General features: G+C 67.7%; 15 protein-coding genes. 14 read left to right on the forward strand and 1 reads right to left on the reverse strand.

The window, feature by feature from the left end; translation table 11 throughout:
* Positions 1-39: 39 nt before the first annotated feature.
* Positions 40-1,155, forward strand: a complete 1,116-nt coding sequence (locus tag GOALK_RS18420; protein ID WP_040004344.1) for an alpha/beta hydrolase — start codon at positions 40-42, stop codon at positions 1,153-1,155.
* Between the two features lie 10 nt (positions 1,156-1,165).
* On the opposite strand, the gene GOALK_RS18425 is transcribed toward GOALK_RS18420, so the two are convergent.
* Positions 1,166-1,852 carry a ZIP family metal transporter gene (locus tag GOALK_RS18425; protein ID WP_006360344.1) on the reverse strand — a complete coding sequence of 229 codons (687 nt, stop codon included), beginning with the start codon at positions 1,850-1,852 and terminating at the stop codon, positions 1,166-1,168.
* 508 nt (positions 1,853-2,360) lie between these two features.
* Between GOALK_RS18425 and GOALK_RS18430 the strand changes: the two genes are divergently transcribed.
* The 13 genes from GOALK_RS18430 (at position 2,361) to GOALK_RS18490 (ending at position 13,724) form a co-directional block, all read left to right on the forward strand.
* Positions 2,361-2,885 carry an MSMEG_0572/Sll0783 family nitrogen starvation response protein gene (locus GOALK_RS18430; protein ID WP_005195025.1) on the forward strand — a complete coding sequence of 175 codons (525 nt, stop codon included), beginning with the start codon at positions 2,361-2,363 and terminating at the stop codon, positions 2,883-2,885.
* Between the two features lie 40 nt (positions 2,886-2,925).
* Positions 2,926-3,825 (forward strand): carbon-nitrogen hydrolase family protein, encoded by a 900-nt coding sequence (locus tag GOALK_RS18435; protein ID WP_006360345.1) that lies wholly within the window; start codon positions 2,926-2,928, stop codon positions 3,823-3,825.
* Positions 3,818-4,135: an MSMEG_0570 family nitrogen starvation response protein gene (locus GOALK_RS18440; RefSeq protein WP_006360346.1), complete on the forward strand. Its 318-nt coding sequence runs from the start codon at positions 3,818-3,820 to the stop codon at positions 4,133-4,135. Before GOALK_RS18435 ends, GOALK_RS18440 begins: the two co-directional genes overlap by 8 nt.
* A complete protein-coding gene (locus tag GOALK_RS18445; protein ID WP_006360347.1) occupies positions 4,132-5,403 on the forward strand; it encodes an MSMEG_0569 family flavin-dependent oxidoreductase in 1,272 nt (423 codons plus the stop codon). Before GOALK_RS18440 ends, GOALK_RS18445 begins: the two co-directional genes overlap by 4 nt.
* A gap of 254 nt (positions 5,404-5,657) precedes the next feature.
* The gene (locus tag GOALK_RS18450; protein ID WP_006360348.1) at positions 5,658-6,713 is read left to right on the forward strand and encodes an MSMEG_0568 family radical SAM protein; all 1,056 of its coding nucleotides are present in this window, start codon (positions 5,658-5,660) and stop codon (positions 6,711-6,713) included.
* The gene (locus GOALK_RS18455; protein ID WP_040004345.1) at positions 6,714-8,165 is read left to right on the forward strand and encodes an MSMEG_0567/sll0787 family protein; all 1,452 of its coding nucleotides are present in this window, start codon (positions 6,714-6,716) and stop codon (positions 8,163-8,165) included.
* Positions 8,166-8,217: 52 nt separating this feature from the next.
* Complete coding sequence (locus GOALK_RS18460) at positions 8,218-9,081, forward strand: carbon-nitrogen hydrolase family protein (protein WP_006360350.1); 864 nt, start codon at positions 8,218-8,220, stop codon at positions 9,079-9,081.
* On the forward strand, positions 9,078-10,205 hold the full coding sequence (locus tag GOALK_RS18465) for an MSMEG_0565 family glycosyltransferase (RefSeq protein WP_040004346.1): 1,128 nt from the start codon (positions 9,078-9,080) through the stop codon (positions 10,203-10,205). The genes GOALK_RS18460 and GOALK_RS18465 overlap by 4 nt, the downstream gene beginning before the upstream one ends.
* Positions 10,202-11,212 (forward strand): DMT family transporter, encoded by a 1,011-nt coding sequence (locus tag GOALK_RS18470; protein ID WP_006360352.1) that lies wholly within the window; start codon positions 10,202-10,204, stop codon positions 11,210-11,212. The genes GOALK_RS18465 and GOALK_RS18470 overlap by 4 nt, the downstream gene beginning before the upstream one ends.
* Positions 11,178-11,591 (forward strand): nuclear transport factor 2 family protein, encoded by a 414-nt coding sequence (locus tag GOALK_RS18475; protein ID WP_006360353.1) that lies wholly within the window; start codon positions 11,178-11,180, stop codon positions 11,589-11,591. The genes GOALK_RS18470 and GOALK_RS18475 overlap by 35 nt, the downstream gene beginning before the upstream one ends.
* The gene (locus tag GOALK_RS18480) at positions 11,588-12,622 is read left to right on the forward strand and encodes an LLM class F420-dependent oxidoreductase (protein ID WP_006360354.1); all 1,035 of its coding nucleotides are present in this window, start codon (positions 11,588-11,590) and stop codon (positions 12,620-12,622) included. Before GOALK_RS18475 ends, GOALK_RS18480 begins: the two co-directional genes overlap by 4 nt.
* Entirely contained in the window at positions 12,622-13,089 is a 468-nt protein-coding gene (locus GOALK_RS18485) for an SRPBCC family protein (RefSeq protein WP_006360355.1), read from the forward strand. The genes GOALK_RS18480 and GOALK_RS18485 overlap by 1 nt, the downstream gene beginning before the upstream one ends.
* Positions 13,090-13,124: 35 nt before the next feature.
* Positions 13,125-13,724, forward strand: coding sequence for an FKBP-type peptidyl-prolyl cis-trans isomerase (locus GOALK_RS18490; protein WP_006360356.1), 600 nt, complete (start codon positions 13,125-13,127; stop codon positions 13,722-13,724).
* Positions 13,725-13,823 lie beyond the last annotated feature (99 nt).

Below are 13,823 nucleotides of genomic sequence, written 5' to 3' on the forward strand. Positions count from 1 at the left end.
GTTCAGCCGCCGGTGACCCACCTCGCTACCCTGAGCAGCATGGTGATGGCTGATCGTCCCGAGGTCGAGACCGCGTCCGGACCGCTGACGGCGCTGACCGTCGCTGGACTGGCGTCGAGCATGCTCGGCGGACTCGCGCGCGTGCCCTTCAAGAAGCCGTGGTCGGGGCCGTCGGGCCTGCTCGACAACATCGGCCAGGCCGTCACCCGGCAGTCCATCCGTACGTTCATGGGCTACTCGATGGGTCTGCCGATCGAGGAATTCCGGTCGATGGAGAAGATCCTCGACGAGATCTGCCGCGTGGTGATGCCGCCGTTCGTCGAACTGACCGACGGGGTCGAACTGACCGACGACACCATCGGCGGCGTCCCCGGCCTGTGGTGTCGCGCGAAGGCGAGTACCGACGCCTACGTCGACGAGGACGAGGAGAAGCAGGAGATCGGCGCGACCATCCTGTACCTGCACGGCGGCGGGTACATCGGGACGTCGCCGATCATGTATTCGGCGTTCGCATCGTCGCTGGTGCGGATCACCGGGTTCGAGGTCTTCATCGCCGACTATCGGATGGCACCCGAATTCCCCTTTCCCGCCGGGGTTCTCGACGCCGCGGATGTCTACCAGGCACTCCTGGGACGTGGGGTGAGCCCTGAACACATCATCATCGCCGGCGACTCCGGTGGCGGTGGCCTCGCAGCGTCGTTGGTGGCACACCTGCACGAGCAGGGTCTACCCAAGCCCGGTGCGATGGCGTTGTTCTCCCCCGAAATCGATCTCGACCTCGACCACCCGTCGATAACCGAGAACGCCCAGTACGACGTGCTGCCGTGGAACATCCCGGTGACGCCGTACCTACATGGTGTGCAGCCGAACGATGCTCGCGTCTCGATCATCCACGCCGACCCGGAGCCGGACTGGTTCCCACCGACTTTCGTGTGCTGGGGCAAGGACGAGATGTTCCGCGACGGCATCCGCGAATTCGCAGCGCGACTCGAAGACTCCGAGGTGCCCACGCGCGCACTAGAGGAACCGGGGATGTTCCATGTGTTCCCGATTCTGATGCCGTGGGCCGAGGCGTCGAAGCGGGTCTTCCGAGAACTCCAAGAGCTCGCCCAGGGCCACGTTGCCAGCGACCCGGACGCGCTGCAGACGCACTGAGGTCGTCGGCTCAACCCAGGACGAACGCGAGCAGGAAGCCGCCCGCGGTGGCCAGGCCGACCCACCAGCCGCCTTCTTTATAGGCCTCGGGCATGAGGCCGTTGGCGAGGACGCCGAGGGTCGCGCCACCGGCGAAGGCTTGGACGATGCTGACCGCGGTCGGCGAGATGGCGTCGGAGACTGCGTAACCGCCCACGGTCACCGCGATGAGGATCGCGGCGGTGGCCACCCACATCACGAGCGCGTAGCGCAGCGACATGTCGTGTTCGCGTCTCATCAACGACGCACCGCTGACCGCCTCGGGGACGTTGCCGACGGCGATCGCCACCACCAGCACCAGCGAGCCGCCCGCGGTGAGTGAGACGCCCAGCGCGCTGTTCTCGGGCACGCCGTCGAGGAAGACACCCAGCATGAGCGCCGGACCGATGGCGCGGGAGCCGAGTTTGGTTTCGACGACGTGGTCGGCGACCACGTAGACCGCGGTTCCTAGAAGCAGCGCTACCCCGGCGAGGCCGATCCCGGCCTGTGTGAACGCCGGCTGGAAGAGCTCGGTGGAGACCGCGGCGATCATCGTGCCCGCGCCGAAGGCCATCAGGGTCGCCAGGACTCGAGCCGGGAGATCCCACCGGAGACCGATCGCGGCACCGATCGCGATGGGTACCGCGGTCACGAGTCCGTAGAGGATCGCAGTGAGCATGGGTCCAGCTTGCGCCTCGTCGTTCGGCGAGATGGTGCGACACGTCGGACGGGATCGGTGTCGTCCAGGTGGACGACGGCGAACGACGGTTACAGAGCCGTAGAGGTCGGGTTCGTCCGGAATCCGTGAGAAACAGGTCACAGAATTGCGGATCCCTCGCTCGACCTGCGGAGACACAGACGATATGCTGACTTACGTCCGATGAACCGGTCAGACCCCCGACCCGACCGGTTCGTCGGACATTTTTGTTGCCGGACCATCCTGCTGTCCTGACGAGCGGTTGAGGGACGGGCGCGCGTCGAGCGACGTGTTACGCAGACCGGCCATCCATTTATTCCAGCGGTAACCACCCGGTAATCGTCGAGGGGTGAACTGGTTCTCGTAGCGATCAGCTACTCGATGAGATCGAAGTCTTCCGATCCACCGCTCTTGGGCAATGATGCCCGATCCGCATTCGTCTCACACGCCGAGCCGCCAGGCGCCGTCGTCTCGCCATCCAGGAGTCCTTGTGCCCTCTTTCGACGAAACCATCACCGAGAACATCGCCGCGTCGCTGGCGGAGATCCCGCATCCCTCACTTCCCAAGGGCTCCAACATCTACGGCGGCACCAAGATCTTCCCGGATTACCAGGCCGAGGACGGTGAAACTTACTTCACGCTGGTGCACGGCATCGCGCATGAGTCCTCGGTGTCGTTCGTCGCGGTGCTGCAGGCGACCCGCGCCCTGCGCAAGGGCTTCGAATCCGCGATGTACTTCTACGGCCCCGGTGCCATCAATTGCCTTGCCACGCGCGGCTTTCCGACGACCGGCGACTCCGGCTTCCCCGGTGAGCAGAACATCAACAACGCGCTCGAGACCTTCATCTCCGAAGGCGGCACCGTGTTCTGCTGCCGCTTCGGTCTCGCACTACATGGCGGCCGCGAGGAGGACCTGATCGAGGGCGTCATCCCGGCGCACCCGCTCGACGTCCAGGACGCGATCATCCACTACGCACGCAAGGGCGCGATCATCAACTCGACGTACATGGTCTGAGTCGCAACACTTTCCGCATCACCGACCCTGGGACATTCCTATGACCACCATCGGAACCGTCGCGGCGAACTTCACCCGCGATCTCGAACAGAACTACGCGACGATCGAAGAGTACGTCGCCCAGGCGCGGGCCCGCGGCGTCGACTTCCTGGTCTTCCCCGAGGCGGCGATCGGCGGATACCTGTCGTCGCTGGGCAACCACGGCGACACCCGGAAGAACAGTGCACGGTCGCTGCCACCGGCGATCTCCCTCGACGGACCCGAGATCGCGCGGGTGCAGTCCATCGTCGGAGACCTGGTGGTGGCGATCGGGTTCTGCGAACTCGGCGAGGACGGCGAGACCCGCTACAACGCGGCCGCAGTCCTCGACGGCCACCGGATCTACGGCAGCTATCGGAAGGTCCACCAGCCGCTCGGCGAGAACATGTCGTACTCGTCCGGCGACGGGTACGGGGTCTTCGACACTCCGATCGGGCGCGTGGGTCTCCAAATCTGTTATGACAAGGCCTTTCCCGAGGCCGCCCGCATCATGGCGCTCAAGGGTGCCGAGATCATCGCCAGCTTGTCGGCGTGGCCGGCGGCACGCACCGCGACCGCCGAGAACCTTCAAGAGGACCGGTGGACCTACCGGTTCAACCTCTTCGACGCCGCTCGCGCCCTGGAGAACCAAGTGTTCTGGGTGGCGTCGAACCAGAGCGGGACCTTCGGATCGTTGCGGTATGTGGGCAACGCCAAGATCGTCGACCCGGGCGGCAACATTCTCGACACCACCCTCCTCGGCAGCGGGCTCGCCGTCGCCGAGGTGGACATCTGCGAGAGCTTCACCGCGATGCGAGCCGGCATGTTCCATCTCCGGGACCGCCGACCCGACAAGTACGGCCTCCTCACCGAACCGGAGACCGCCGACGACCTCGCCTGGCGGGACCTCGCTCATGCCTGAGATGACCGTCCAGGTGCGCTGGCCCGACGGGCTGTTCCGCCAGTACTACTCCCCCAGCCTCGTCCTGCACGACCACCTCGCGCCGGGTTCGTACCGCGTCGACGACTTCCGGGCGCGGGCCACCACCGCGCTCGACGAAGCCAGCGCACGGGTGCGGGCCAAGTACGGGTTCGCGTGCACCTCGGCCGCCGCGTCCGCTGAGGAGATCACCAAGGATGCTGCGCGGCATCCGGATTCGGCGGAGGTCGAAGTGGTCTCGATGTACCCGCCGCTACCCGCGCACACCACCGACCTACGGGAGCGCTCATGAACACACACGTACCGGTCGTCGTCATCGGCGGCGGGCAGGCCGGCCTCTCGGTCAGCTGGTACCTCGGCCAGGCCGGAGTCGAGCATCTCGTCGTCGAAGCCGAGACCGCGGTCCACGCGTGGGCCGACAAGCGTTGGGACAACTTCACTCTCGTGACACCCAACTGGCATTGCCGGCTGCCCGGATATGCCTACGACGGCCCCGATCCGGACGGGTTCATGACCCGCGACGAGGTCGTGGCCTGGCTGGAGGTGTGGCTGCAGACCTTCGAGCCGCCGCTCGTCGAACACACGCGGGTGACCCGTCTGCAGCGGCTCGGTGTTGACCGGTTCGAGGTGACCCTCGACGGTCCGGACGGCGTCACCTCCGTGACGTGCGACCAGGCGGTGATCGCGACCGGTGGTTATCCGCTGCCGGTGATCCCGGCGTTCGCGTCGGCGCTCGATCCGGCCGTCCATCAGATCCACTCCGAGGAGTACTTCAACCCGGACCAGTTGCCCGAGGGTGCGGTGTTGGTCGTCGGAACCGGGCAGTCGGGCACGCAGATCGCCGAAGACCTGCACCTGGCCGGGCGGCAGGTGCATCTGGCGGTCGGCAACGCGCCGCGGGTCGCACGGTTCTATCGCGGACGCGACTGCATGACGTGGCTGTCGGACATGGGGCTCTACGACACTCCCACCCAGGAGTATCCGGGTGGCCGTGCCGCGCAGGAGAAGACCAACCACTACGTCACCGGCCGCGACGGTGGCCGCGACATCGACCTCCGACGCTTCGCTGTCGAGGGCATGCAGCTCTACGGCATGCTGACCGACGGCAAGGACTCGACGCTGCGGTTCGCGCCGACGCTCAGCGATGCACTGGACAAGGCCGACGCAACCTACAACTCCATCTGCTCCGACATCGACCGGCACATCGACTCGCTGGGGATCGAGGCGCCGGAACCCTCGCGGTACGAACCTGTGTGGGCTCCCGACGAAGACCCTGCCGAACTCGATCTCGCAGCAGCCGGGGTGACGTCGATCATCTGGGCCATCGGGTACCGACCCGACTACCGGTGGATCGAGGCCAGCGCCTTCGACGGTGGGGGTCGCCCGATGCAGACGCGCGGGATCACCGAGGTCCCCGGGCTCAGCTTCGTCGGGTTGCCGTGGATGCACACCTGGGGATCGGGACGGTTCCTCGGGATCGATCGGGACGCGAGGTACGTGGCGGAGCACATCGTCGGTGTTCTGGACCAGGGGCGCCCGCGATTGGCGGCGGCGCAGTAGATGGCCGGGCGAAACGGAGGAGTTGGGTCCGGACCTCGAGGTGAACGCTACAAGCGGGCCGTGCGCTCGAAAAACTCGTCCCCCTCAGCGTCCTCCGAGGGCAATCTGCCCTCCGGCGGTGCTCACGGGGACGAGTCTTTTGGCAGATTGCGTCGCGACGCACGCGAAGACGCAACTCGCACCTCACGGGGCAATGGAGCTCGCACCTCAGGGAGCAGCAAGAGCTTGTTACTCAGGGAACAGGGGAAGTACCTATGACGGTAACCACACGAGTTGACCTGGCACTGCTCGGGATTCGGGGCGAGCCGCCGGTGCAGCGGACCGGCGGTGCCGGGCCGAGCGACGACGGCCACCTGATGGTCGACGGCCTGCACGCTGCGATCCCGCGGAACCCGCAGAGTCCGTTCGTCTTCGACGGCGAACGTGTCCTGTACGACGGAGTGGATGTCGGCATCGAGGTCGAGGCCATCGGACGGCCCCGGTTCTACGACCTGCAGACCGCCGACGGGGTCAGCTACGAGAAGATCGCCCGTCTACACGGTCGTAACGTCTTGGCGACGACGGTGGTCCAGACGTGCATCCGCTACGACGAATCGGAGCGGTGCCGGTTCTGCTCGATCGAGGAGTCACTGCGGTCGGGGTCGACGATCGCGGTGAAGAAGCCGGATCAGCTGGCCGAGGTCGCCCGTGCCGCAGTGGAACTCGACGGCGTCACCCAGATGGTGATGACCACCGGCACCACGAACGGCCGTGATCGTGGGGCCCGCCACCTCGCGCGGTGCGTCCGCGCGATCAAGGCCGCGGTCCCCCACCTGCCGATCCAGGTGCAGTGCGAACCGCCCGCCGACCTTGCGGTCCTCACCGAGTTGCGGGAGGCGGGCGCCGACGCGATTGGCATCCACGTCGAATCCCTCGACGACGGCGTGCGGCGTCGGTGGATGCCGGGCAAGTCATCGGTTCCGATGGACGAGTATCGCGAGGCGTGGGCTGAGGCCGTCCGCGTCTTCGGCCGGAATCAAGTGTCGACGTACCTGCTCGTCGGGCTCGGCGAAGACACCGACGAGATGATCTCCGGCGCCAAGGAACTCGCCGACCTGGGCGTCTATCCGTTCATCGTGCCGTTCCGGCGTCATGCGGGAACGCTCGCCGTGGACGTCGACGATGCACCCGCACCGGATCGGGCCATCGTGGAGAAGATCAGCCGCGAGGTCGCGCGCCATCTCACGCTGATCGGGATGGCGGGAGCGGATCAGCGGGCCGGATGCGCAGCGTGCGGCGCGTGCAGCATCCTGCCGACGGTGGGTGGCTGAATGAGAACAACCGCCAAAGACGCAGTGGCCGGGGAACTCTCGATCCTTGCCGGTCGACGCCGCGTCGCCCCACGCCCGGACTTCCTGATCACCGTCGCCGACACCGCCGTCGAGCATGCCACCTACCGTGCGATGCGGCACCACGAGTTCGTCGATCGACAGGGACTTTTCGCGCATACCGACCTCGACGCCACGGACGACGATCTACGCACCGTGGTCCTCGTCGCGACGCTGCCGGACGGCACGATCGCCGGTGGCGTTCGTGTGGCCCCCGTGCGGTGGGACGGAACGTCGGACATGGAGGACATCGGCTGGTGGTTTGGCAGCCGGCTCGTGGTCGCCGACCCCGGGCACGCCGCCGGCATCGGTCCGGCACTCGTGCGCGCCGCGTGTGCGCACATCGAACAGCAGGGTGCACTGCGTTTCGACGCCACCGTGCAGGACCGCTACGCGCGGATGTTCCGCCGCCTCGGCTGGGACGACTGCGGGGCCGGTCCAGTGATCGCAGGTCAGGCGCACCGGGAGATGCGCTGGCCGATCCACCGCATCCAGCGGACCGTCGACGGCACCAAAGCCGTTCTCGCCGAGGCGCTTGCACCGTTCGCCGACCAGGACGGCGGACTCGGAGCGACCGGTTTCCGCGGTGACGACGGTGTCCCGCTGCCCGGGACCGACGTGATCGCGGCCTGCGATGCGATCATCCCGTCGATGATCGAACGCGATCCGGAATGGGCCGGATGGTGTTCGGTGCTGGTCAACATCAACGACCTGTCCGCGATGGGCGCACGACCGATCGGACTCCTCGACGCCGTCGGCGCACCCACGACATCGCATCTGACCCGCATCATCCGCGGTATCTCCGCAGCTGCACGCGCCTGGCAGACACCGGTTCTCGGCGGTCACACCCAGGTCGGGGTGCCATCGGCACTGTCGGTGACGGCGTTGGGCACCACCGGCAGTCCCCTGCGTGCAGGTGGCGGTGCGGTCGGCGACACCGTCACCCTGCACGCCGACCTCGGCGGGTCCTGGCGGCCGGGCTATCACGACCGGCAGTGGGACTCCACGAGTTCACGCAGCAGCGACGAATTATGTTCGATGGCAGGTCATCTCGCGAGGGTTGCGCCCGCGTCGGCGAAGGACGTGAGCATGGCCGGGGTCGCCGGAACGCTCGGCATGCTCGCCGAGGCGTCGGGCACCGGAGCCGAACTCGACGTGACCGCCGTGCAGCGCCCGACCGGTGCGTCGATGGGTGCGTGGCTGACCTGCTTCCCCGGGTACGCGATGCTCACCGCGGACCGGCCTGGGCGTCGTGCCGAGGTGCCGGCCCCGAGTACTCTCACCATCGCGGACTGTGGTCGTCTCACCGCGGAGCCCGGCGTGCGGCTGCGGTGGCCCGACGGCGCGGTGACCGTCGCGGTGGCCTCCACGGTCACCGGGCTGGGGGCCGCATGACCCGAGCTCGCGTGACACCTTCTCCGGACGGTCAGCCCGGTACTGTTCGACCATGAGCACGGTCACCCTCGGTGCTCTCGCCGCGCACTTCGGCCGCGACGTGGAGCGCGGCGTGTCCAAGGCCGTCGGCATCGTCGCAGCGGCCGCACGCGATGGCGTCGACCTGCTCGTCTTCCCGGATGCGACGCTCGGCGGCTATCTGGGCGACCTACGCAATCCCGATCCTGACGAGCTGCCACCGGCGCTAGATCCCGACGGCCCCGAACTGGCCGCACTGATCGCGGCCGCGGGCGACACGACGGTCTGCATCGGCTACACCGAGGCCGACGGCGACAGGCACTTCAACACCGCGGTCTGCGTCTCCGGGGACGGAATCCTCGGCACCCACCGCAAGGTCCATCAGCCCGCCGGTGAGTCCCTCGCCTACGCGGCCGGTGACGAGTTCCGCTCGTTCGACACCCCGGCCGGCCGGATCGGCATGCTCATCGACTACGACAAGACCTTCCCGGAGTCGGCCCGGACCCTTGCCCTCGACGGCGCGCGAATCATCGCCGCGCTGTCCGCATGGCCGGCGAGCGTGACCGACCGCGCCGCCCGACTCCCCGCCGACCGGCAATCACGGCTGTTCGACCTGTACGACTGCGCCCGCGCCGCCGAGAACCAGGTGTTCGTCGTGTCGTCGAACCAGACCGGCGTGATGGGCTCGCTGCGGTTCCTCGGGCAGGCCAAGATCGTCGGACCCGGCGGCGACATCCTCGCCACCACACGGTCGAAGGGTGGGCTGGCCAGCGTCACGGTCGACGTCGACGCGGAGATCGACCGCGCCCGCCGCGTGCTCAATCACCTCGCCGAGTTGCGCCCGGACTCCTACCGCAGTGCGAGCCACCAGTCCGGGACTGGCGCGGACCTATCATGACCGGTGTGGATTCCCCCTCCCCGCGAGTCGCCCTGCTGACCTATTCGACGAAACCGCGTGGCGGCGTGGTCCACACGTTGAACCTGGCCGAGGCGATGGCGCGACTCGGCGTCGACGTGTCGGTCTGGTCGCTGGCGCGCGGCGGTGACGAGGGTTTCTTCCGCGCGGTGGATCCGGCGGTGAAGTTGCGGCTGGTGCCGTTCGCCGATCGGGAGAACGAGACGATCACCGACCGCATCGTGCGATCCATCGACACCCTGCGCGGCGCCTTCGACGCGAGTGCCTACGACATCGTGCACGCCCAGGACTGCATCAGCGCCAACGCCGTTGGCACCTGTATCCGGACGATCCATCACCTCGACCAGTTCACGACGCCGATCCTCGTCGAATGCCACGAGAAGGCCGTCGTGAATCCGTATGCGCGGATCTGTGTCTCACGGGCGGTCGCCGACGAGGTGCGGCACGGGTGGGGGCTGGCGCCGGACGTGATCCCCAATGGGGTTGCGTACGAACGGTTTGCCGATGCGGCGTCGGATGTATCGGAAGCTGTTGAGGCGCGCGCCCGGTGGACCGGCAAGCTCGGCGAGTACGTGCTGGCCGTCGGCGGGATCGAGCCGCGCAAGGGCAGCATCGACCTGCTCGACGCGTATGCGATGCTGCGTGAACGGCATCCGGAGCTGTCGCTCGTCTTCGCCGGTGGGGAGACGCTGTTCGACTATCGGGACTACCGCGCTGACTTCGACCGCCGCCGGGCCGAACTGGACGTCGAACCGATCGTCCTCGGCAACGTGCCCGACGACGAGCTGCCGTCGCTGGTCGCCGCCAGTCGGGTGTTCGCGTTCCCGTCGGTCAAGGAAGGGTTCGGGCTGGCCGCGATGGAGGCACTGTCCGCGGGGCGGCCGGTCGTGACGCGTGAGCTGCCGATTCTCCGAGAGGTGTTCGGCGACACGGTCGCGTACGCATCGACCGTGCCCGAGCTCGCCGATGCGCTGGCGGACGCGCTCACGCCGGACCCGGCACGCGTCGACTCCGGCCGGTCGCTCGCCGCGTCGTTGACGTGGGAGGACGCGGCTCGTCGTCATCTCGAGTTCTATGCGCGCCATCCGATGCCCACGCGCACATGACCCATTCGCGAGCCGCCGAACGCGCCGGCATCCTCGCGGTGACCCTCACTGCGTTCCTGTGGGGCACGTCGGGCACCGCGGCGGCACTCGCTCCCGCACTCAGTGCGGTCACGATCGGTGCCATCGCGATGTCGGGCGGCGGGTTGCTGCAGGGTGCGATCAACGCGCGTGCGGTGCGTGCTGCCTGGCCGTCGTTGATGCAGCGATGGCCGACAGTGCTGGCGGGCGGCGTCTGCGTGGCGATCTACCCACTGTGCTTCTACGGGTCGATGCGCGTCGGCGGCGTTGCACTGGGAACCGTGGTGTCACTGGCGTCGGCGCCGTTGTTCTCGGCGGTCATCGAACGGGTCGCCGAGGGGCGGGCGTTGACGACGCGGTGGAGCGTCGCGTGTGCGCTGGGTATCGCCGGCAGTGTCGCACTGGCGTTGTCGCGCAGCGAGTCCTCGCACGGCGACAGCGTCTCGGGCAGCACCGCGTCGGCCTGGGGTGTCGTACTCGGGCTCGGCGCGGGTGCGACATATGCGGGCTTCTCGTGGGCGATGCGTCGCCTGATGAACGAGGGACTGGCCCGCGGGGCGTCGGCCGGTGGCGTCATGGGACTGGGCGGAGTTCTGCTGTTACCGGTGGTGGCGGTGTGCGTGCCGTCGGTGATCGAGCATCCGGAAAGCCTTGTCGTCCTCGCCTACCTGGTCATCGTGCCACAGTTCCTCGGATACGTCTTGTTCAGCCGCGGGCTACGACGGATCGACAGTTCGACCGCCACCACCATCACTCTCATCGAACCGGCCGTCGCGACCGTTCTGGCGGTCGTCGTGCTGTCCGAATCGATCACCGCGGTCGGCTGGATGGGCATCGGCGTGCTGGCGGTGGCGCTCGTCGTGTTGATGGCTCCCGCGCGGCGTCGGAGATCGGTTAGCGTCGAGCAGAGAAGTTCGCACAGCGGCACCCCTGCCGTGGACGAGGAGGACATGCATGAGGCAGTTCCGAGAGGCCGTCGAGGCACGTGACGCGCAGGCGATGCAGGACCTGCTCGCCGACGACGTCGTCTTCACCAGCCCGGTCGCATTCAAGCCGTACCCGGGTAAGGCGATCACCTCGGCCATTCTGCGGGGCGTGCTGCGCGTCTTCGAGGACTTCCGCTACGTCAGGGAGATCAACGACGCCGGGGGTCGGGATTCGGCGCTGGTGTTCGAGGCGACCGTCAACGGCAAGGCGGTCACCGGCTGCGACTTCATCCACATCAACGACGACGGCAAGATCGACGACTTCATGGTGATGGTCCGGCCGCTCTCGGGTGCGCAGGCCCTCGCCGAAGCGATGGGGGCGCAGTTCGACCAGATCGCAGCCGAAGCCGCAGCCGAGACCGCGAACGGGGCGAACGAATGAAACTCGGACTGCAACTGGGGTATTGGGCCGCGCAGCCGCCGGCCGGTCACGCCGACCTCGTGGACGCCGCGGAGAAGGCCGGTTTCGACTCGATCTTCACCGCCGAGGCGTGGGGTTCGGACGCCTACACCCCCCTGGCGTGGCTCGGGTCGTCGACGAACCGCGTGCGGCTGGGCACCTCGGTCCTGCAACTGTCGGCGCGCACGCCAACCGCCTGCGCCATGGCCGCGTTGACGCTCGACCACCTGTCCGGCGGACGCCACATCGTCGGACTCGGCGTGTCCGGGCCGCAGGTCGTCGAGGGGTGGTACGGACAGAAGTTCGCCAAACCGCTCGGCCGCACGCGCGAGTACATCGACATCATGCGCCAGGTGTGGGCGCGGGAGGCTCCGGTCACCAGCGCCGGACCGCACTATCCCCTGCCGTACAACGGCGAGGGCGCGTCTGGGCTGGGTAAGCCGCTCAAGCCGATCACTCATCCGCTGCGTGCCGACATCCCGGTCATGCTCGGCGCCGAGGGGCCCAAGAACGTCGCACTCGCAGCCGAGATCGCCGACGGTTGGCTGCCGCTGTTCTACACACCGCGCATGGCCGACACCTACAACGCCTGGCTCGACGAGGGATTCGCCAAGCCGGGCGCGCGACGCAGCCGCGAGGACTTCGAGATCATCGCGACCGCACAGATCGTCATCACCGACGATCGCGCCGCGACCTACGACGCCATCAAACCGTTCCTCGCCCTGTACATGGGCGGAATGGGCAGCGAGGACACCAACTTCCACGCCGAGGTGTACCGCCGCATGGGGTACTCCGACGTCGTCGACGAGGTGACCACACTGTTCCGTTCGAACCGCAAAGAGGAAGCGGCGCAGATCATTCCCGACGCCGTCGTCGAGGACTCGGCGATCGTCGGCGACGTCGATTACGTCCGCGAGCAGATCAAGGTGTGGGAAGCGTCCGGCGTCACCACGATGCTGGTCTCCCCGCGCACCATCGAGGAGATCGATCAGCTCGCCGGCCTCATCAGCTGATGCTGTCCCCCGCCCGGTTCACGATCATCGACGACGTCGTCGCGTTCCCGACGCCCGTCGCAGAGACGTTCGACTATCTCACCGACCCGAGCAATCGGCCTGCGTGGCAGTCGAGTCTGCGTCGCATCGACGACCTGCAGGTGGTCGGCGACCGGGCGGGTGACGTCGGCACAAGCTGGACCGACGTCACCGTCGTGCCCGGGGTGGCACCGCGTCTGGAGGTGATCGACTGCGAACCGCACCGGCTGTGGCGCGAGGTGGGCGGGTGGCGGAGCGTCGACGCGGTGCTGACGCTGGGCTTCGAGGAACGGACTGACGGTGGGACGGATGTCCACGCCGAGGCGACGCTGACGGTACCCGCCATCGGGGTGCCGGTGCTGGCGGTGAACCGGTGGCCGGCGGCGAAAGCGATCCGTGCCGACCTGGCTCGCGCGGCCCGGATTCTGGGCGGTGGCGGCGCTCGGTGAAGCATGCTTGCTCGGGTAGCGTGACCAGGGTGAACATGAAGAATGCGACGCTCGCGCTCGGCGCGGCCCTCGTCCTCACGGTGGCCGGCTGTAGCTCCGACACCGATTCCGATTCCGGCACAACCGAAGCCACCGGTACCGCCGCAGCCGGCAGCACCGACACCGGCTCGGCTCCGACCAGCTGCCCCACCGCGTCGGCCAAGGACGACGCCAAGCCGCAGTGGACCTTGAAGGGCGCCACCGGCGAGATGGAGATGGTTGCCGCCACCGAGACCGAGGCTCCGAAGATCACCGTCCAGTCGCCGTTCAGCGTAGACGCAACGGTCGTGGAAACCCTCGTCGAGGGTGACGGACCCGTCGTCGCCGAGACCGCATCGGTCACCGTCTGCTACGTCGGCGTCAACGGACGCAACGGCGAGGAGTTCGACAGCGCGTACCAAAGCGGCACTCCCGTCGACTTCCCGCTCAACGGCGTGATCCCCGGCTTCAGCAAGGCGATCGCCGGGCAGAAGGTCGGTTCCAAGGTAGGCGTCGCGATGACGTCGGCCGACGGTTACGCCCAGGGACAGCCGAGCGCCGGGATCGAGCCCGGCGACACGCTCATCTTCGAGATCGGAATTCTCGCGGCGTCATAGGGATCTAGAACGAAATACGAAGGGCTGGTGGCCGTTTGGTCACCAGCCCTTCGTGGCTCGTCGCTATCGCTCCTCGCACCTCAGGGAGCGAGTGGTGGC

This window comes from Gordonia alkanivorans NBRC 16433 (assembly GCF_000225505.1).
Lineage (GTDB): Bacteria > Actinomycetota > Actinomycetes > Mycobacteriales > Mycobacteriaceae > Gordonia > Gordonia alkanivorans.